Raw genomic sequence first — 19620 nt, forward strand, 5'->3', positions numbered from 1 at the left:
GTAACATCAGATAAAAAAAGCACCCTGAAAAGGTGCCTTTACGGTTTATCTTCTGCGCCCGCCACCACGGCCACCGCGCTTGGAATCTGTCTTGCGGCTCAAATCCGTGAGTCGTTCATCACTGTCCTTCAAAAACTTGGACAGCTTATCCTCAAAGGAGGCATTCATGTTATTGCCCCGACTCCCGGCATTTCTCCTGAAGTCATTGGAATAATTGCTGCCGCCATCATTTCTCTGTGAACGGAAATCAGCATTTCTCTTCTCAAAGCGGGGTTTGTCAAAAGTTCTTTGATCCTTTTCCTCAGGCTTTTTCTCTTGGGCCTTCTTTATCGAAAGACCAATCTTTCCCTTTTCATCAACTGAAAGTACTTTGACCTTAACCTTGTCCTGTTCCTTCAGAAACTCCTTTACATCACTGACATAAACATCAGCAACCTCTGATATATGCACGAGGCCAACCTTCCCCTCCGGAAGATTAACAAAGGCACCAAAATTTGTTATGCCGGAAACAACACCCTCAACTATACTACCGACTTCAATGGACAAAATACTTCCTCCTTAGATAATACACTAATAAAGGTATTATACTATTGTAAAACAAAATGTGTCAAGAAAAGGCCCTGGCAATAAAGTCACTTTTTTGAATAAACATAAGGAATTTCTCCCTGTTTTGTCATACCCAATTCTTCCCTGGCCAGTTTTTCGATATATTCCGGATCTGACAGCTGTTCTTTTTCCTCCAACAGCTGCTGATTCTCTTCCTGGGCAGCCTTAAGTCTTTCCTCAGCACGGATTCGGTCCTGATTCAGTTCCTTAAAGGTCAGGGCCTGTTCCCCCAGTTTGACTGCTGCCAGCAGAAACATAATGATCATTATAATGGCGAACCAATTAAACTGGCGCCTTTGAGGCTTATCTGTTTTAGATCTCGACGCACCCATCAGCGCACTCCTTTCCATATAACAATCATATATTATAACGCTATTATTAAAATTTTGCCACAAGCAAAATTATTTAATCAGCTTCTGCATATGATTCTATTAAAATCCATCTTGCCTAAATTACGATTCACTCCATTGATAATAATCAGTGGAAGCAATTCGGCGATAAATTGATGAGCATTCATCACAGGCAAATCTGGCAACTGTATCACGCATATCTGCGACACCATCTACGATACGCACTGCTTCCGGCTCCAGATAACGCATGTTGGCTCCGCACCGTGGACATGCACATTTGCCATTTGCATCCAGCTTAAGCTGCATAGGGGCCAAATCACCAGTACCTACTATTTTCTTTTTCTCCGGAGTCATATACAGGTCGTCCAGGTCAAAGACCTCATAGAGCCCTGAATTTAATAGTTCACGGTAAAAAGTCTCACATCGGCGACATATGTATCTGGCCTTGACATTTTCATAATCCACCTTGCCATTGACAACACGAACCTGTCCACCATCGGAAAATTCCAATTCGCCATTGCATACCGGACATTTGTAGCGCCCTGAACTGTTTTTGCTCAAAGCCACTACCGGGCTGACATCCTTGTTTATGATGTTATCCGCCACGCTTTGCCTAGGCTGCTCCTGCTCCAGCTGGAATACCTCATACATCCCGGAATTAAGCAATTCACGGTAAAATATCCCACAGTCATCACAAATATACCGGGCCTTGACACTTTCATAATCCACCTTGCCATTAACCACCTGAATAGCACTGCCATCAGAATAACGAAGTGGTTTACCACAACGAGGACACACATAGGCCCCTGAGCTGTCTTTTGATAATGTACAGACAGGATCTTCCTTTGAGGGCTCAGGCTTTTGATTGACTGGGCCTGCCAGCGCCTCCGCCTCCTTTTTAAGCTCATCATCCAGCTCAAATACATCATAATAGCCGGAATGAAGCATTTCACGATAAAACTTTTTACAGTGAAAGCAAACATACCGTGGTTTAATATTTTCATAATCAACGCGCCCGTTGACAACCCTGACCTGGCCACCATCTTTATATACCAAGGACCCGTTGCATTCCGGACACAATAAGGCTCCATCAACACCACTAGCTAATTTGGTAACTGACAATTTAATCACCAGACACTTTCCATAGCAATATAAAAAAGATAATTATATTATAACGCCATCGTTCAAATTTTTCTTCCCCAGAAAAAAAATATTCATATCAGCGTTTTACCCAAGGGCACTAGCTTTGCGTCGCACGAGCTGGGAGATATGCTCACCAACCGGTATTCGCATCCCCCACCTCAAGATGAGGGAAAATCCAAAACTAAAAATCAACCTTCTACCTTTTTACGCAGCAATCAGTTTGCCTCTCTCCAGGAAAAAACTGTTTCAATATGAAGCATAAATACATCGCGTCTTTAATTATTCCACATCACATTCCATATATCCTGCTATGGCATAAGCTGCATCTGAAGATTTATTTTCTATGGTTTTGGAACGCATAGCCTTTAATGTTTCCGGCTCATTCAGCAATCCACCCACAATTTTTGAAAGGCTGTCCCCTGAATGGAGCCATACAGCCATACCACCTTCAGACATATACCTTGCGTTGTCCGTTTCAGGCCCAGGAATAGGTTCGTGAAGTACCATCGGCAGTCCTACAGACATTGCCTCAGTCAAAGTTAAAGCTCCCGGCTTGGTAATAAGCAAATCAGCAGCAGCCATCATCAACGGCACCTTGTCAGTATATCCCACTACAGTTATCTCATGGTGAGACTGCAGTGCGAAAGTCTCCACCCTTTTTTTCAGATCATTGTTTTTTCCAGTTATAATCAGCAGCTGGAGTATCCTGTCAATTTTTTCCAATTCCCCCATAGCCACATCCATTCCACCAAGTCCAAGTCCTCCACCCATCATCATTACCACGGGTATATCTGACTTCAGTCCAAGTTCCTTTCTGGATTCAGCCCTGTCATGAGGTCTTATAAATTCCACATCGACAGGTATTCCGGTGACATGGATAATATCCTCCCTTATCCCGGCCTCAATCAGCTGATCCTTCATGGAATCAATAGCTACAAAATATTTATCCATATGATGACACACCCACATCTGATGAACCGAATAATCCGTGATAACCGCACAGGACACAAATTTCTTTCGCCGTCTTTCAGATAAATGAGATATGGCATCTGCCGGAAAGGGATGGGTACAAACAATAATATCCGGTTTGTATTTATTTATCAAGCCTTTCATGGAATACACGATAACTGATGCCATAAGCCATTTGATCAGTCCACCCTTTTTCCTCCCGGCAGTGAACTGATACATAAATTCATAGAGGTTGGGAACAAAATGCAGCATGTTCAGATAACAGCTTTTCATAAAAGCATTCACCAGAGATGTTTTCATGGACATGAAATCGACGATGTTGATTTCAGCGTCCCTGCACTGTCTCCGAATTCCATTTGCAACAGCAGCGGCAGCTTTTTCGTGTCCCGACCCCACTGATGCCGTTACAATAAGATATCTTACCTGCTTCATTCCCGTCACCTCCCTCAACACAATATCAGCGTGTAAATTTTATCACACCAAAAGTGAAGTATCAACTCATGAAGTAAGGCCGCCATCCACACTCCAGACTGCACCATTGACAAAGGCAGCAGAATCCGAGCATAAAAATTCAACCACGGCAGCTATTTCATCAGCAGCAGCTATACGCCCCATGGGATATACCGAGCACATTTCCTTTATTGCAAGCTCCTTGTCCGGATATTGGTCCAACTGCCTGTCAGTGAGTGGCGTCATAACATCCCCGGGACATATACTGTTAATCCGTACGTTCCACGGTGCAAGCTCCAGGGCCATGGCCCTGGAAAATAAATTGACGGCCCCCTTCGAGGCACAGTAGGCACTGCACAGGAGATTGCCGTGCACTCCGGCATCTGATGATATATTGACAATACTTCCGCTTCCCTGTTTTTTCATAAACAACACAGCCTGCTGGGTCATAAAATATGTTCCCTTTAAATTGATATCAATAATCCTGGCAAAGTCATCCTCTGACATATCATCAAGGGATTTTTCCAGGTATACCCCAGCTGAATTAACCAGATAATCTATTGTGCCGCACAGCTCCACTGTGCTTTGCACAGCCCTCCTGCAATCCTCCAGTCTGGACACATCCCCTTGGACATAATAACAGTTTCTGCTCCCTGACAATGCCATAACCTGCTGCGTTGCAGCCTCACCCCTAGCCTTATCCCTACCAAGGAGCACCACATGATCATTTCTGCGGGAAAACCTTACAGCAGCAGCCAACCCTATCCCAGAAGTACCTCCGGTTATTAAAACACCTTTTTTCATAGTTTATCCTCTAAACACAGTAAAAGGGACTGCAATGCCAGCCCCCTGCAGAATATTTACTCCCAAAGCGAAACAGTGTTCATTCAATAGCATTTCCAGTCTGATTTCCACTAGTTTATTACTACAAAAAGGCTGTCACTGAATATCAGCGACAGCCAAATTGAATAAAATCAATTACTTATTTTTTCTTGCCTTTTTTACCCTTTTTAGCAGAGTTAACTGCTTCCTTTAAAGCCTTACCAGCCTTGAATGCAGGGTTCTTGGAAGCTGCGATCTTAATTTCATCACCAGTCTGAGGGTTACGTCCTACACGAGCCTTACGAGCCTTAACTTCAAAAGTACCAAAACCAATCATCTGTACCTTTTCACCAGCTACCAGAGCTTCCTGAACACTTGCAAAAAGACCGTTTACTGCCTTCTCGGCATCTTTCTTGGTCAAACCAGCCTTTTCAGCAACCTTTGCAACCAACTGAGACTTATTCATCTTCAAAATCCTCCTCTTAATTAGGTATTCTTTTGGAAAATCCGCATAACTACTGCTTCTTAACCACTTAATTGGTTACAATATACCATAAACACTAGCTTTTTGCAAAGAAACTACAAAAAAAAATTAAATTTTTTGAATATTATAACTTTTTAGCTTTGTTCCAAAAGTTGTCCAATTCCTCCAAAGACCATTCAGTCCAGTCTTTACCTGCACTTTTAACCTGTTCTTCAACAAATCCGAATCTTGCCTTAAATTTTCTGTTACATTCCAATAAGGCAAGCTCTGAATCAACCTGCAAAAATCTTGCCAAATTAACTGCTGTAAATAATACATCTCCCAATTCCTCCTGAATATGCCCCGCATCCCCCTCACGCTGAGCTTCCTTCAGTTCATCTATTTCCTCCTTAAATTTGGTCCAGACATCATCAATCTTCTCCCAGTCAAAACCAACCTTTGCAGCTTTATGCTGAAGCTTCTGGGCGCCCATAAGAGCAGGAATCCCCGACGGAACTCCATCCAAAACGGATTTACGCTCCTTTTTCTCCTGTTTTTTTATGGCTTCCCAGGTCAGTATGGCCTCCCCTGCGTCTGCAGCCTGCACATCACCAAAAATATGCGGATGGCGGCGTATCAGCTTCTCAGTAGCCCCATCCACAACATCCTGCATGGAAAAAGCCCCTGTTTCTTCAGCCATCCTTGCGTGAAACACAACCTGGAGCAACAGGTCCCCCAGTTCCTCACAGAGCAGAGTGTTGTCCCCAATATCAATAGCCTCCAACACCTCATAAGTTTCCTCCAGCAGATTTATCCTTATGCTCTCATGGGTCTGGGCGATATCCCAGGGGCATCCTCCCGGAGAACGAAGCTGGTGGATTATATCCTTAAGTGGTGTAATATCAAACTCTTTTTTTCTTAAAAAGGGGGAAATATAGATACTGGTTAGGTAATCTATGTCGGGCTGCCGATCCAGCTCAAACAATTTAATTTCCCTTATGCTTTCATCCGGCATACCCAATTTATGCACATAAGTGACCGGGTACTCATCAGGAAACACTTCCATCAGGCTCAGCTTGGTGTCGGAAGCAATCCGTTCATTGTATACCTGAGTTATAACAAGCCCTGTTGGCATATCTATCGGCAGCTTATCAAAATCCTCAGCATCAATTATTGTCATTCCGTCTATAGGATCCAGCCCCAGCTTGCTATAAAGCAGCTCCACAAAGCTCATGCCAGGAATTATCTCAAGCTTGATCCCGTTTTCCATACAGCTTTTGCGCAAAAGCACTACCGTTTTTTCTGCTACCATCGGGCTTCCGGGAACAGCATACACTATATCCTCCCCCTCTGCCCTCCTTACCAGGTCAGCAACAATAGCCTTGTATAATTCATCAAAACTGTCTGCTCCATCGTAGAAACTATCATAGGACTCAAAAACGACTCCCTTTTCCCGTATAAATGGAACTGTGGGATGCTTTGCTGTACGAAGCAGTAGGGTGCCTGCATTCTGCATCCGTTCCCAGCTATCCAGTGTAATAAGTCCAAAAGCTCCAGGACCAAGGCCTGTAACTGTTATACTTCCCATTCCTATTCCTCCATAAATTCTGTCTGTATCATTTTCCCACCAGAATTTTCATAACATCCAGTACAAAATCCTGAATCGTAGCTCTTGTTATGATACATAAATCTATTAGCATCGACTTACTATGCTTGTCAAACTTTACATGATCACCATATTGTTGGGATACAGCTACCAAATTTTTGATATCACATTTAGGCTCACCATCAAACCCAAATTCCAGGAATTGTGTACCTTCCTTAATGTGCTTAATCCCCACTTCCCGGGCCAAATTTCTGATTCTGGCCACCGTCAGCAGGTTAAGCACCGGCTTTGGTGGATCCCCGAAGCGGTCCACCAGCTCATCCAAAAGCCGATCCAGGGTCTCATTATTTTTAATAGCGGCAATACGCTGATAAATCTCAATTTTGTGCATGGCATCGCCTACATAATCATTACTTATATATGCTTCTACCCTAAATTCAATCAGCGGATCAGCCTGCCTGGTCACAGGCTTGCCTGTCTTTAATTCCTTTACCGCATCATCCAGCATACGGCAATACATTTCAAAGCCGACGCTGGCGATATGCCCGTGCTGCTGTGCCCCAAGCAGGTTACCTGCCCCTCTTATCTCCAAGTCACGCATGGCAATCTTAAAACCGGCACCAAGCTCAGCGAATTCCTTGATAGCCTGCAGTCTCTTTTCGGCCACCTCACTGAGTACCTTGTTTTGCTTATAAAGGAGATACGCATACGCCAGGTTTTTTGAACGCCCTACACGGCCCCGCATCTGATACAACTGTGCCAAACCGAATTTATCAGCATTATATACGATAATTGTATTGGCATTGGCTACATCAAGTCCATTTTCAATAATCGATGTGGCCAGAAGCACATCAAATTCATTTTCATAAAATTCAACCATCACCCGTTCCAGCTGTGCTTCCCGCATCTGTCCATGCCCCACACGGATTCTGGCCTCAGGAACCAGTTTTTCCAGGCGTGCCAACATGGAATAAATTGATTCCACCCGGTTATATACAAAATAAACCTGTCCACCCCGTTTTAATTCGCGTCGTATAGCACTCCTTATAATACCATCATCCTCTTCCACCACATAGGTCTGCACCGGAAATCTTTCCCGAGGTGCTGTTTCCATAATACTCATGTCACGGGCACCGGACAAGGACATATGCAGGGTTCGTGGAATAGGCGTAGCACTCAGTGTCAGTACATCTATACCAGTGGAAAGGCGCTTTATTTTTTCCTTTTGGGCAACCCCAAAACGCTGCTCCTCATCCACAATCAGTAAGCCAAGATCCTTGAAAACAACTTTTTTGGAATTGAGTATAGCATGGGTGCCAATCAGGATATCTGCACGGCCATCCTCTACCCTGTCCAGTATTTCCCGTTGTTCCTTCTGACTTCTGAAACGATTTATTACCTCGACAGATGGCCCAAAATTATGGAATCGCTCCATAAATGTTTTATAATGCTGCTGGGCCAAAACGGTAGTTGGGACCAAAACTGCCACCTGCTTCCCATCCATAACAGCCTTGAAGGAAGCCCTGATAGCCACCTCGGTTTTTCCAAAACCAATATCCCCACACACCAGCCTATCCATTGGCTGAGGGCGCTCCATATCCGCCTTGATTTCTGCAACAGCAGTCAGCTGATCCGGAGTCTCCTCGTAGGGAAATGCGTCCTCAAACTCCTGTTGCCAAACAGTATCCTTTGAAAATGCGTACCCCTCCGCCTGTCGACGCTGGGCATACAACTTAATCAGCTCCTGAGCAATATCCTTCACTGAGGAATGTACCTTGGCTTTCGTTTTTTTCCAGGCGGAGCCGCCAATTTTATGCAGCCTTGGTGCATCTCCATCCTTACCTATGTACTTCTGGAGCATTCCCACCTGATCCGTTGGTACATACAGCTGATCTTCTCCACCATACTGTATAAAAAGATAATCTCTTTTGATACCGTCAATTTCCTTGGTAACAACACCACAGTATTTTCCAATACCATACTGCACATGCACAACATAATCTCCGGCGTTGATTTCACGGAAATGACTAATCCTCTCGTCCTTGCTGACCCTGCTAAGCTTTTTCTTCTGGCGCCCAAAAATATCCTTCTCGGTGATTACCACCAAATTTGCCCGTGGTAACTCAAAGCCATTGAGTAAAGTGCCTTCAATAATGGTCACTAATCCATTTTTCAGGTCGGTAAGCTCATCCCCGGATACAGCAGCCAAACGACGCCGGGCCAAGATTTCCTTTACTGACGAAATCTTGCTCCTGTCCCCAAGGGTGACAAGAACTCTTTTATCATCCTTCAGCCACTCCTCAATATCATTGGAAAACATATCAAACTGTTGCTGATATGAGGCTATACCCTGAACCGATATGCCAATCATATGATCAAGTGTCACACCATTAAAGCTGTGTAGCATCATGGCCAGATATATAACATTATATGGTTTTATTTTTTCTAAAAAATCATCCCAGGAAAAAATTCTCCGCTTTATATCCGGATTTTCCTTAACCAGCTTCAAAGCCTCTTCACGAATTTTCAGTGGAGCATCTGCAACGACAACTGCTCCTTTCCCGAGAAATTCAGTGAACATCGATTTACGGTGTTTATCGTCAAATACATCAAAGGGCAATATCTCCGCCTTGTCAGCCTTGCCAACGGATATTTGGGTATCAGCATTGAAGAAGCGGATGGAATCCACCTCATCATCAAAAAATTCTATTCTATACGGCTGATGGACATTGACCGGGTAAATATCAACAATTCCCCCACGGATGCAGAATTCCCCCTGCATTTCCACTTGCTCTGTCCGCTCATAACCCATTTTTACAAGCTGTTCAATCAGATCATTTCGTTCAATGATATCACCCAGTTGCAAATTAAGACTCAAGGCCTTGAACTGTCTCGGGGAAATACCTTTCTGGACAGCAGCCTGGACAGTGGAAAGGACAATCATAGGCTCATTTTTTAGCAATCTGCCCAGAATTTCCATACGATGAGAATTTCTCTCGAGTCCTTTAGCTGCTGCATTAAAATCCACCATGTCCAGGACAGGAAGCTCTACCACTGCAGCATTTGGCAGCAGCGAGGCCAAATCTTCCTTCCATCTCCCCAATTCTTCCTGATCATAGGTAATTATCACACTTGTCCCCGGATGACCTGCATAACATGCAGAAAAGACGGCATGCTTTTGAGTACCGGCCACACCATATACAAAAGCCTGTCCCTTGTTCCGATTATAACAGTCTTTCATTTCAGCAACAGAAGCATCCTGCAGGACACCAGTCAACAAATTACGCATAATACCCCCTACATCATCAACAAACAACCTCTGACCACAAGACCCAAAATGATAACTCCCAAACTACAGGAACAATGCCCTTAAGTCATATATACGGGCACTTTCTCTACGCCAAAATCCCCCAAAAAGGTGAAAAGGAGTGCAGAAACAGAGTCACGAAAAAAAGGGCTGTGTACCCAGCCCAGTTTTCAGATAACAGTCAGCTTAAGAGATTATGCTTCAAAGCATAGTCCACCAGTTCTGATTTTTGAGTACATCCTAACTTTTGCATCAGCCTGGTTTTATAGGTTGATACCGTTTTAATGGAAATATACAGCTTTTCAGCAATAACCGATAATGAATAGCCATGAACCAGCAGTGCCAATACCTCCCGTTCACGCTTAGACAGCTCCACCAGCTCCGGTGGCTCATTAATCAGACTGTCTATAAGCAGATAGGCATCCTTTGCCCCCAGATATCTGCCACCATCGGCCACAGTCCGTATTGCCTGAAACAGCTCTGAATCCAATGAATCCTTACATAAATATCCATCAGCCCCCTGCATCATTACCTCTTTTATATATTGCTGTTCACTATACATTGTCAATATCAGTACCTTCACCTGATAATTACGCAGTCGTATTTCCCTCAGGCATTCGATGCCGCCCATACCTGGCATGGATAAATCCATCAACACCAAATCTATGTTACCACGGGCCAGCTTTTCCAACGCTTCCTTACCATCAGAAGCCTCATCTACAACCTGAAAATCATTTTGTGAAGAGAGCAGCATCTTCATTCCTGTGCGTAAAACCCGATGGTCATCAACCAACAGGATTCTTAAACCCTTGGCCATTTAAAAGTTCCTCCCCTTCTTCTAGCTCATATATTGGTAATTCAACAGTAATTGTAGTTCCTTTATTTATACCGGTAACGAGCTTAAAACTGCCGTCCAGGAGCTGGGCCCTTTCCTTCATGCTCACCAGGCCTAAATGTCTGTTCAGACGGGCTTCCTCAGCCTCATCCTCACTAAAGCCCCTTCCATCGTCATATACAGTCAGCACCAGCATTACTCCGTCAGATTCCAGATCTACCCTGATATTGGTTGGCGCAGCATGCTTAATACTATTTGCCACGGCTTCCTGTATTGTCCTGTAGCACATTAGGGCTATAGGCTTGGGCAAATCATTAAAATTCCCCTTATGGCAGAAATCTATTTTTATATCCGGATTAATTTTAACGAGTGGATCCAGATATTTCTCTATGGCGACAATCAGTCCCAAATCATCCAGCAGCGGTGGATGCAGATTTACTGCCAGCTGCCTTATCCCGCCCAGGGTAGCTGCTGTAAGCTGCCTAATCTCAAACAACATTTCTCTTTGTTCATCAGTATCCAACCGGTCATGTAAAATCCTCAGATAAGTGAGTATAGATGCCATTGATTGACTACTTTCATCGTGGAGCTCCCGTGATATACGGTGCTGTTCATCTTCACGGGCTTTAAACAGCTGATTTATCAGCCATATTCTATCCTGCTCCTTGAGCTTCAACTCCTCAAGAAGATGGTTATTTTCCTCAGTATTTTTCTTAATCTGGGCACTCATGCGGTTAAAGGTTTCAGCCAGCTTTCCTACCTCATCACCGGCATAAACAGGTACAACTACACCATAATTACCCTTTTCCAGCTGATTGACACCATATGCCAATTTACTGATAGGCCGCAGGAAGTACCATGCATATCTGGATGCCATAAAGGATGCAAAAGCACACAGCAACAGCACTGCTATACCTGTTTCCATGCTTCGTTCCTGAAGGATATACATCATCTTTTTTTCTGACATGCCAACGCGGATATAGCCTATCATACCTTCATCCACCGGAACCATTATTTCGCGGATGCGGCCTTCACTGCTGGCATACAATATAGAATCTATCCCCTTGGTGCCATCATATATCCGTTTAGGATTTAATCCCTCAGGCAGCATATTACCAAAGGTTGAAAACATGACCTCACCATTTGGGTATGTAACTATTATATACCTAACCTGTTCATTAGTATCCATTGTTCTGGATAATCTGTCCCAAAGGGAAAATTTATCATCAAACAATATATCATTACCCACTGTTACAGCCAAGGAGGATGCCAATTCCTGCCCGGAGCCGATAAGGCCGTCTTCCATATATTTGCTTATGGACATCAACAGCATGCAGCCCATAATCATTCCACAAAAAAAGATTGTGCCTACAATTAATACATTAAACTTAAAATAAATTCCTTTATTGCTCATAACACATCAGTCTCCTGGCAATTTTGCCAGCCGGTTATATTTACTGCGTAATTCATCATAAGCATGAGGTATCTGTGGTACAAATTTGTCAATCATGACCCGTGCCATAGCCACCTGCATATTAGGATCATTATTCATATTGATAAACAGTTCCCGCAGTCTCTCCTTCTCATCAGCCGGTAAATCACTGCGTATAACCACCGGCCCTGTAGGAACCGGATCCATCGTCTCTATAACCCGTAATTTCTTTGCCAATTCAGGATTGTTCTTGAGACAATATTCATACACCTGTCCATCGATTCCTGCTCCGTCAGCAAGATGATTGGCCACCGCCCACAGGGACTTGTCATGATTGTAGGTGTAATAACACCGCTGAAAGAACTTTTCAGCTATTGTATTATACTCCTCCAACAGCTTGTAATCTATTGCCAATCGTCCCGAATAGCTTATAGGATCAGTAAAGGCCATGACCTTGCCCCTAAGCTGGGAAAAATCTGTTATATCACTGTCCGCAGGGACAATGAGCAGGGCCTGATAATACACCGTTCCATATGTCTGCGCCATGGTAAGAATATCAATGGACTGCATACCATGATATGAGGCATAGGCCCCGGTGGAAATAAATGCTATATCGCATTCGCCCCCTGAAAGCATCATATTAAGTTCCTCATAGGTCTTTCGCTGAATAAGCACGGTGGGGCGGCCAGTTTTAGCTGAAACATAATCCACCACCTTCTGATAGTACTGTCGAGCCTCTCGCGGGGAAAGTACCGATGCAAAAGCTATCCGAAGCGGCTGCCCCTTCGCCGTTTGTTTCATATTGTCATCATTATTATCCATGGACTGGGCCTGCATATTGGAAAAATCAATATACCCTTGTGTTGATTCACAGCCTGTAAAAAGAAGACAAACACAGAGCAACAGCAATCCCAGTCGGAATATTTTCAGTGTCTTCATACTCTCACCATTCAAAGGTATTTATCTTTTATATAATATCATAAAAAATAATTAATGCAACTCAAGGCAGACATATGTCTACCGGAATAAAGCATGTGTTATTCTTACATTCCGGAGTCAGTCCACCATGTTTTCATTTGGTATTGCCAACAAGAAAAAGGTGCCCGGAAAACCGGACACCCTTTTTCATATAGAGGGAACGAATATATCATTCATCATTCTTGGCCTTAGCATTCCATACCAGTAATGGGAGTAATGTAGCTGCCAGAGCGGCACATACCCAGAAGGTAGGAGCACTGCCAAAGTCATAGGTATTTACAACCTTACCGGCCTCATTGAGAACCTTAGCACCGTTAGCATCCAACAATGGAGTAACAGTCATCAGTTTACCGGTTACATATTCCTGGGTACCTGCACCAACATAACTCAATGCACCAATCATACCCATAGCAGCACCAGTAACACGCTTCGGAACAATATCAACAGCCATCAGACCACCCATGTAACATACAAGAGCACCCATGGTGAAGCCGTAGAAGGTCATACATAACAAGTCGGTATAGAAGGACTGTGGAGCCCAAACGAAACCAGCAATTGAACCAGTATAGAGAATACCATAAATCAAGGCAGGAATATTTCGCTTGGAATCGAAGAAACGGTCTGAAATCCAACCGCACATCATAGCACCGAAAATACCTGCAACCTGCATATAAGCCATAACGCCTGCTGCCCCCATCAGGTCATAGCCCTTAACGGTGGAGAGATAAACAGGACCCCAGGACTCAACTGCATAACGTGCAATGTAAACGCAGAGAGAAGCCAAGCCAAGAATCCAAACAGCAGGATTCTTAACAACCTCGTTCCACTGCATGGAACCAACAGACTTAGTCTTAAGAGCATCAACCTCTTCCTGAGTCTTCTCACCATAATAAACTGCACCGTTTGGCAAACCGTAAGTCTCAGGACGGTCGCTCATGCCCAGGTAAATAAAAATACTACCAACCAGGGAAACAACACCTGCCATGATAAAGCCCATAGACCAGCTGTAAGCTGTTACAACAGCTGCAATTGCAAAATATGCAAAGGCAGAACCAAGGTTATGGCTTGTGAACCAAACACCATAGAGGGTTGCAAACTGTTTCTTGGAGAACCACTGATTCAGAGAAACAATGGATGGGCCGGCACCATAGGACTGGAACCAACCATTAATACCCCAGAGAACGGCCAAAGGCACGAAGGAATTAACAAGACCCATTCCAACCATGGTAATTGAAGAAACAAACAGACCAAACGCAAAGAAGCGCTTGTTGTTCATCCGGTCGGACAGGAAGCTGTTGGTAAACTTACCAACACCGTAAGTTATGAAAAATACAGTACCAATAATACCAATCTGCTCTGGTGTAACCACACCGGAATTCAGCATAGGCTTTTTAATTACAGAATATCCCTGACGGATAATGTAGTAAAAAGCATAACCGATTGTGATAGATGCAAATACCTTCCAGCGCATGCTGTTGAATCTTTTCTTGACATCTTCCGCACTTGCAGTTACAGGCAAGTCTTTACCGGTGCCAAAAATCTTCAAAAGAAAATCCATATTCCGTTTCACTCCTTAAATATGTTTGATTGACATACTCCCCATGACTAAAGCCAGGGGTTCTGGGCTAATAACGAACCTTGCCTACTGACATAGCAGGTCTTACGAGTTCTCTCCGCAATGGACAATGTCCTGCCCATGTGTCCACCTTCAATTGCTTACGCAAATTCGGTGGACGTGCCTTATATCCCCATAACTAAAGACAGGGAGGTACGGCACATGTGGTAAATACTACTATGTGGCTCCAGCCCCTTCTGTACCCCTCTAATACAGTCCAAACAGACCTTATACCACGACATTTGTATCACTATTAATATTATTGCACAAGAAAATAATGAAAAAAAGAGGAATTTTTCTGATTTTATGTAAGAATAATTCTTACATAACAGGAGAAAACAATTATTGTTTGTGTAAATTGACTGAAAATTATCATATATTAAGTCAATTAAGCACCTCTATTTTATCATAAAATGAGAAAAACAGGATAGCAGTGCAATCCTGTTTCTCATCACACAAAGCCTCAAATCGGTATCAATAGCTGCTTAGCGCTTTATTTCCAATGCAGCGGTAACAAAATCCCTGAACAAAGGATGTGGATTGTTAGGTCTGGACTTCAGTTCAGGATGGAACTGAGAAGCTACAAACCAAGGATGATCCTTGACCTCGACAATTTCCACCAGGCTGTCATCAGGTAAAGTACCTGCGATTACCAGCCCGGCATCTGTAAGCTGCTGACGATATTTATTATTAAACTCATAACGATGACGATGGCGTTCACTTATTTCAGAAACTCCGTAGGCTGCTGCAGTCCTGGTGTCAGGCCTTATAGCACAAGGATATGCCCCCAGACGCATAGTGCCACCCTTATCTTCAACATCTACCTGAGATTCCATAAGATCGATAACAGGATGAGTGCTTTCAGGACAGAATTCAGAGCTATGAGCATCCGTCATGCCACATACATGGCGGGCAAATTCAATAACGGCGCACTGCATTCCGAGGCAAAGGCCAAGGAAAGGAATTTTGTTTTCCCGGGCATATTTAATGGACATTATCTTGCCCTCAACACCGCGATCACCAAAACCACCCGGCACAAGAATTCCCCTGCAGCCGGCAAACACATCATCCAGATCAGGATTGTCTGCCTTTTCCAGCTCCTCGGCATTGACCCAATGAATCTTGACATCGGCCTCATTGGCAATACCTGCGTGATGCAGAGCCTCAGTAACAGAAATATAAGCATCCGGAAGTTCAACATATTTACCAACCACCGCAATTTTTACCTTCTTCTTTGGATGATTGATCTTATAAACCATCTGTTCCCAGCTGTCCATATTAACCGGTACATAATCCATATTCAGCTTTTCCATGGCGATACGGTCCAAGCCTTCATACTGCATCATCAATGGCACCTCATAAATTGTGGAGGCAGTCCTGTTCTCGATTACAGCTTCCTTGTCAACATCGCAGAACATGGCCAGCTTGGCCTTCATCTCATCAGTAATTGGCTTTTCAGTACGACATACCAGAATATCCGGCTGTATACCTATACTGCGCAGCTCCTTGACACTGTGCTGGGTAGGCTTGGTCTTAAGCTCACCTGCTGCGGAAATATAAGGTACCAGGGTAACATGTATGTATAATACATCATTCTTACCGACTTCTTTTTTGACCTGACGGATTGCTTCCATAAAAGGCAGTGACTCAATATCACCGACAGTACCGCCAATTTCGGTAATAACAACATCGGCACCACTCTCTGCAGCAACATCATATACACGCTGCTTGATTTCATTGGTGATATGTGGAATTACCTGAATGGTCTTGCCGAGATAGTCACCACGACGCTCTTTGTTCAAAACATTCCAGTATACCTTGCCGGCTGTTATATTGGAGCCCTTAGTCAAATTAATATCAATAAACCGCTCGTAATGTCCCAAATCCAAATCAGTTTCAGCACCATCATCAGTAACAAAAACCTCACCATGCTGATATGGGCTCATGGTACCAGGGTCAATATTGATATATGGATCAAACTTCTGAATAGTAATGTTATATCCACGGTTTTTCAACAGTCGTCCCAGGGAAGCTGCCGTTATCCCCTTTCCCAAAGAAGATACAACTCCACCAGTGACAAAAATGTACTTTGCCATACAAATTATCCTCCTATTTATGTGCACCTATCATTAATTGTTTTCCTGAATGCTCTCAAATTTATGAGTGTCGCTGGCCTTTTTCTTCTCATGGGCAGCACTCTCCCTGGAGGTAGTTCTGGCACCCCTGGAGCTTTTTTTCTCCATTGGATACCATTCTGTCAGACCCCATTTACCATCATTTCTGTAAGTAAATCTTCCATCCATATTAATCTGGGTATAAATTTCAGAAATTGCCTCAGGCAATGATTGTACCGGTTTCTTTTTTCTCTTGATAACCTCAAGGATAAGATCCTTAAAATACATTGGCTCATATGAGGATGAATCAACTACATTTTCCAGATCAGCATTGTGCTCTGCCAAAATATATGCGGCTACCTCTACATCAGTACTATTCATATAATCCACAATAAACGCCTCCGATAAAAAAATTATTTAACGCCAAAATCATCAAATTCCCCAAGGGGAATCAATATTTACTCATTTCCGGGTGGCAACATACCCTTGCCCAAAAGCTTTCAACAGAATATTGCTCCCTTTGCAGCTGCCAAGCTTACATTTTTTCCGGTGCTGATACCCCCAATATCCCCAAAGCATGACGAATCGTATGGGCCGTGACGGTCACCAAAGCCAAACGGGCCTCGGCCAGCTTGTCTTCAACCCCCAGTATACGACACTGATTATAAAAGCTATGGAACTTGCTTGCCAATTCATAAGCATAACGGGCAATACGCTGAGGTGCATATTCTGCAGCTGCACGCTCTATTTCCTCTTCATATTCCTGGAGCTTGTTGATAATATCTATTTCAGTTTCATCCACCAAAAGGGCAAGATCCACATCACCTGTTACCTGAAGACCTGTCTCCTGTGCCTGACGGAAAATACTACATATACGGGCATGAGCATACTGGATATAATATACCGGGTTTTCATTGGTTTTTGACTTGGCCAAATCCAAATCAAAATCCAGCTGACTGTCCATGGATCTCATAATAAAGAAATAACGGGCAGCATCGGTACCGACCTCTTCTATGAGTTCAGCAAGGGTCACAGTCTGTCCGGTACGCTTGCTCAGCTTCACCATTTCTCCCCCGCGGAGCAGACGAACCATCTGAAGCAGGAGCACCTCCAGATTGTCAGCATCATAACCAAGAGCACTTATTGCCGCCTTAACACGACAAATATATCCATGGTGATCAGCGCCCCAGATATTTATAATCTTGCCAAAGCCCCGTTCATACTTGTCCTTGTGGTAGGCAATATCCGCGGCTAAATATGTAGGAACACCGTTATCCCTAATAACCACACGGTCTTTATCGTCACCGTATTCAGTTGATTTAAGCCAAAGGGCCCCGCCCTCCTCATAAATCTTACCATTTGACTTTAACAGTTCAATGGCCTTGTTGACCTTATCAGGATGCAGTGTCCGTTCACTGTACCATACATCAAACTCACAGTTAAATGCGGCCAGGTCCTCCTTCAGGGCTTCCAGCTTTTCCTTCAAGGCCAGTTCCTTGAATATACCGAGGCGTTCCTCCTGGGACATATTTAAATACTTGTCATTGTCCTTCCTGATAATACGCCGGGCAGTATCTACGATATCAGCACCATGATAGCCATTTTCAGGAAAGGTTTCCTCTGTAGCCTGCCCCAAAAGTTCAAGATAACGATGATTAACCGATAAGGCCAGATTATCAATCTGGTTGCCGGCATCATTTATATAATACTCGCTGACAACAGGATATCCTGCTGCCCGCATCACATTCACCAAAGCACTGCCTGCAGCCGCGCCACGCCCATGTCCCACATGAAGTGGCCCTGTAGGATTTGCACTGACATATTCAACCTGAACCGGTTTCATATCCTTTTGTGGCAGCTGTCCAAATTCCTCGCCACGATTAAGAATATCCTTCAGCCCATCGTATAGCACATTAGATTTCAAAAAGAAATTTATAAAACCAGGTCCTGCTATTTCAGTATGTTCCAACCAATCTGCATCAATACGCGCTGTCAGCTCCTCGGCAATTTTTCTTGGATTCATATGAAATGCCCTTGCTGACTGCATGGCAAAATTAGTAGCAAAATCTCCTAATTCCTTTTTGGGTGGGACTTCCAAAATAATATTTGGCAACTGTCCCTCCGAAAAAGCTCCATCCTTAATGGCAGTTTTTGCTGCTCCCTCGATAGCAGCTATAAGTTTCTCCTTGATATCCAAAACAAATATCCTCCTACAATCAACGAAAAAATATATTAAACCACTTTGCTAATCTCTATACGAAGCTCATATTCCCCCACAAAAGTACCATCGACTCTCATATCATAATAAAGCTCCACATTGCCACTGGCGTAATCCATGCTGATATCCAGCTGTCTGGTGTAAATTTCCAGTTTCATGGAGCTATATGGGGTACGGTAGACCGCATAGGTGGTTTTACCCGCTTCAAAGTTCATATCCGTGTCAATTGGGCCATTGCGGAGAATACGAAATTTACTGCCATCAATCTTGATAGTAGTACCAATTATATAATCCGTATCCATACTGCTGTCATCATATTTAATATAATGCTTGCCATTGCGCAGATAGTACTTCCCTTCAGCCAAATGGGCAACCTTTTCACATTTACCCTCAGGATCTTTCTGGTATCCGGAGGTACATATCTTAACAATATCCATACTTCGTTTCAGCCCCCTGCACCAGCAAAAATACCAAAAAAACATACAGAACGCCCGTTCGCTTCCTGTATTTGCACAAAACTATACCTATTATATCCTAAACCGACATGATTGCCAACTTTTTTATTACAAGGCCATTATAACGCCATTGTTCAAATTTTTCTTCTTTAGAAGAAAAATCTTCCAATTAGCGTTTCAACGAGCTGGGAGATATGCTCGCCAGCTGTTGTAGTTTGTTTTCCCCCACCTAAAGAGGAAGGGGACATCTTAAAGCT

Annotated in this window: 16 protein-coding genes; all 16 read right to left on the bottom strand. The window is 43.6% G+C overall.

The window, feature by feature from the left end; all coding sequences use genetic code 11:
• Positions 1–45: 45 nt before the first annotated feature.
• Positions 46–546, bottom strand: coding sequence for a S1 domain-containing RNA-binding protein (locus K6C05_RS07075; RefSeq protein WP_296732986.1), 501 nt, complete (start codon positions 544–546; stop codon positions 46–48).
• An 86-nt stretch (positions 547–632) separates the two neighbouring features.
• The gene (locus tag K6C05_RS07080) at positions 633–956 is read right to left on the bottom strand and encodes a septum formation initiator family protein (RefSeq protein ID WP_296732989.1); all 324 of its coding nucleotides are present in this window, start codon (positions 954–956) and stop codon (positions 633–635) included.
• Between the two features lie 102 nt (positions 957–1058).
• Positions 1059–2087 (bottom strand): hypothetical protein, encoded by a 1029-nt coding sequence (locus K6C05_RS07085; protein ID WP_296732991.1) that lies wholly within the window; start codon positions 2085–2087, stop codon positions 1059–1061.
• A 291-nt stretch (positions 2088–2378) separates the two neighbouring features.
• The gene (locus K6C05_RS07090) at positions 2379–3500 is read right to left on the bottom strand and encodes a glycosyltransferase (protein WP_296732992.1); all 1122 of its coding nucleotides are present in this window, start codon (positions 3498–3500) and stop codon (positions 2379–2381) included.
• A gap of 66 nt (positions 3501–3566) precedes the next feature.
• Positions 3567–4322 carry an SDR family oxidoreductase gene (locus tag K6C05_RS07095; RefSeq protein ID WP_296732995.1) on the bottom strand — a complete coding sequence of 252 codons (756 nt, stop codon included), beginning with the start codon at positions 4320–4322 and terminating at the stop codon, positions 3567–3569.
• Positions 4323–4500: 178 nt separating this feature from the next.
• Positions 4501–4806 (bottom strand): HU family DNA-binding protein, encoded by a 306-nt coding sequence (locus tag K6C05_RS07100; RefSeq protein ID WP_296732998.1) that lies wholly within the window; start codon positions 4804–4806, stop codon positions 4501–4503.
• Positions 4807–4948: 142 nt separating this feature from the next.
• Positions 4949–6391 carry a nucleoside triphosphate pyrophosphohydrolase gene (gene mazG / locus K6C05_RS07105; RefSeq protein WP_296733000.1) on the bottom strand — a complete coding sequence of 481 codons (1443 nt, stop codon included), beginning with the start codon at positions 6389–6391 and terminating at the stop codon, positions 4949–4951.
• A 28-nt stretch (positions 6392–6419) separates the two neighbouring features.
• Complete coding sequence (mfd, locus tag K6C05_RS07110) at positions 6420–9698, bottom strand: transcription-repair coupling factor (RefSeq protein WP_296733002.1); 3279 nt, start codon at positions 9696–9698, stop codon at positions 6420–6422.
• A 199-nt stretch (positions 9699–9897) separates the two neighbouring features.
• Positions 9898–10533 (bottom strand): response regulator transcription factor, encoded by a 636-nt coding sequence (locus K6C05_RS07115; RefSeq protein ID WP_296733004.1) that lies wholly within the window; start codon positions 10531–10533, stop codon positions 9898–9900.
• On the bottom strand, positions 10502–11965 hold the full coding sequence (locus K6C05_RS07120; RefSeq protein ID WP_296733005.1) for an ATP-binding protein: 1464 nt from the start codon (positions 11963–11965) through the stop codon (positions 10502–10504). The genes K6C05_RS07115 and K6C05_RS07120 overlap by 32 nt, the downstream gene beginning before the upstream one ends.
• A 6-nt stretch (positions 11966–11971) precedes the next feature.
• Positions 11972–12922, bottom strand: coding sequence for a phosphate/phosphite/phosphonate ABC transporter substrate-binding protein (phnD, locus tag K6C05_RS07125; protein WP_296733007.1), 951 nt, complete (start codon positions 12920–12922; stop codon positions 11972–11974).
• Positions 12923–13130: 208 nt separating this feature from the next.
• On the bottom strand, positions 13131–14519 hold the full coding sequence (locus K6C05_RS07130) for an MFS transporter (protein ID WP_296733009.1): 1389 nt from the start codon (positions 14517–14519) through the stop codon (positions 13131–13133).
• Positions 14520–15061: 542 nt separating this feature from the next.
• Positions 15062–16672, bottom strand: a complete 1611-nt coding sequence (locus K6C05_RS07135) for a CTP synthase (RefSeq protein ID WP_296733011.1) — start codon at positions 16670–16672, stop codon at positions 15062–15064.
• A 33-nt stretch (positions 16673–16705) separates the two neighbouring features.
• Positions 16706–17071 (bottom strand): DNA-directed RNA polymerase subunit delta, encoded by a 366-nt coding sequence (gene rpoE / locus K6C05_RS07140; protein ID WP_296733019.1) that lies wholly within the window; start codon positions 17069–17071, stop codon positions 16706–16708.
• A gap of 154 nt (positions 17072–17225) precedes the next feature.
• Positions 17226–18887, bottom strand: a complete 1662-nt coding sequence (gene argS / locus K6C05_RS07145) for an arginine--tRNA ligase (protein ID WP_296733015.1) — start codon at positions 18885–18887, stop codon at positions 17226–17228.
• Between the two features lie 35 nt (positions 18888–18922).
• Entirely contained in the window at positions 18923–19345 is a 423-nt protein-coding gene (locus tag K6C05_RS07150; protein WP_296733016.1) for a DUF1934 domain-containing protein, read from the bottom strand.
• Positions 19346–19620: the final 275 nt, after the last annotated feature.

The organism is Anaerovibrio sp. (assembly GCF_024697385.1).
Lineage (GTDB): Bacteria > Bacillota > Negativicutes > Selenomonadales > Selenomonadaceae > Anaerovibrio.

Excerpts from the sequence above, each read along its gene's own strand:
- K6C05_RS07080 (WP_296732989.1), bottom strand. The coding sequence starts at position 956 with ATGGAAAGGAGTGCGCTGATGGGTGCGTCGAGATCTAAAACAGATAAG.
- K6C05_RS07090 (WP_296732992.1), bottom strand. The coding sequence starts at position 3,500 with ATGAAGCAGGTAAGATATCTTATTGTAACGGCATCAGTGGGGTCGGGA.
- K6C05_RS07095 (WP_296732995.1), bottom strand. The coding sequence starts at position 4,322 with ATGAAAAAAGGTGTTTTAATAACCGGAGGTACTTCTGGGATAGGGTTG.
- K6C05_RS07100 (WP_296732998.1), bottom strand. The coding sequence starts at position 4,806 with ATGAATAAGTCTCAGTTGGTTGCAAAGGTTGCTGAAAAGGCTGGTTTG.
- mazG (WP_296733000.1), bottom strand. The coding sequence starts at position 6,391 with ATGGGAAGTATAACAGTTACAGGCCTTGGTCCTGGAGCTTTTGGACTT.
- mfd (WP_296733002.1), bottom strand. The coding sequence starts at position 9,698 with ATGCGTAATTTGTTGACTGGTGTCCTGCAGGATGCTTCTGTTGCTGAA.
- K6C05_RS07115 (WP_296733004.1), bottom strand. The coding sequence starts at position 10,533 with ATGGCCAAGGGTTTAAGAATCCTGTTGGTTGATGACCATCGGGTTTTA.
- K6C05_RS07120 (WP_296733005.1), bottom strand. The coding sequence starts at position 11,965 with ATGAGCAATAAAGGAATTTATTTTAAGTTTAATGTATTAATTGTAGGC.
- phnD (WP_296733007.1), bottom strand. The coding sequence starts at position 12,922 with ATGAAGACACTGAAAATATTCCGACTGGGATTGCTGTTGCTCTGTGTT.
- K6C05_RS07130 (WP_296733009.1), bottom strand. The coding sequence starts at position 14,519 with ATGGATTTTCTTTTGAAGATTTTTGGCACCGGTAAAGACTTGCCTGTA.
- K6C05_RS07135 (WP_296733011.1), bottom strand. The coding sequence starts at position 16,672 with ATGGCAAAGTACATTTTTGTCACTGGTGGAGTTGTATCTTCTTTGGGA.
- rpoE (WP_296733019.1), bottom strand. The coding sequence starts at position 17,071 with ATGAATAGTACTGATGTAGAGGTAGCCGCATATATTTTGGCAGAGCAC.
- K6C05_RS07150 (WP_296733016.1), bottom strand. The coding sequence starts at position 19,345 with ATGGATATTGTTAAGATATGTACCTCCGGATACCAGAAAGATCCTGAG.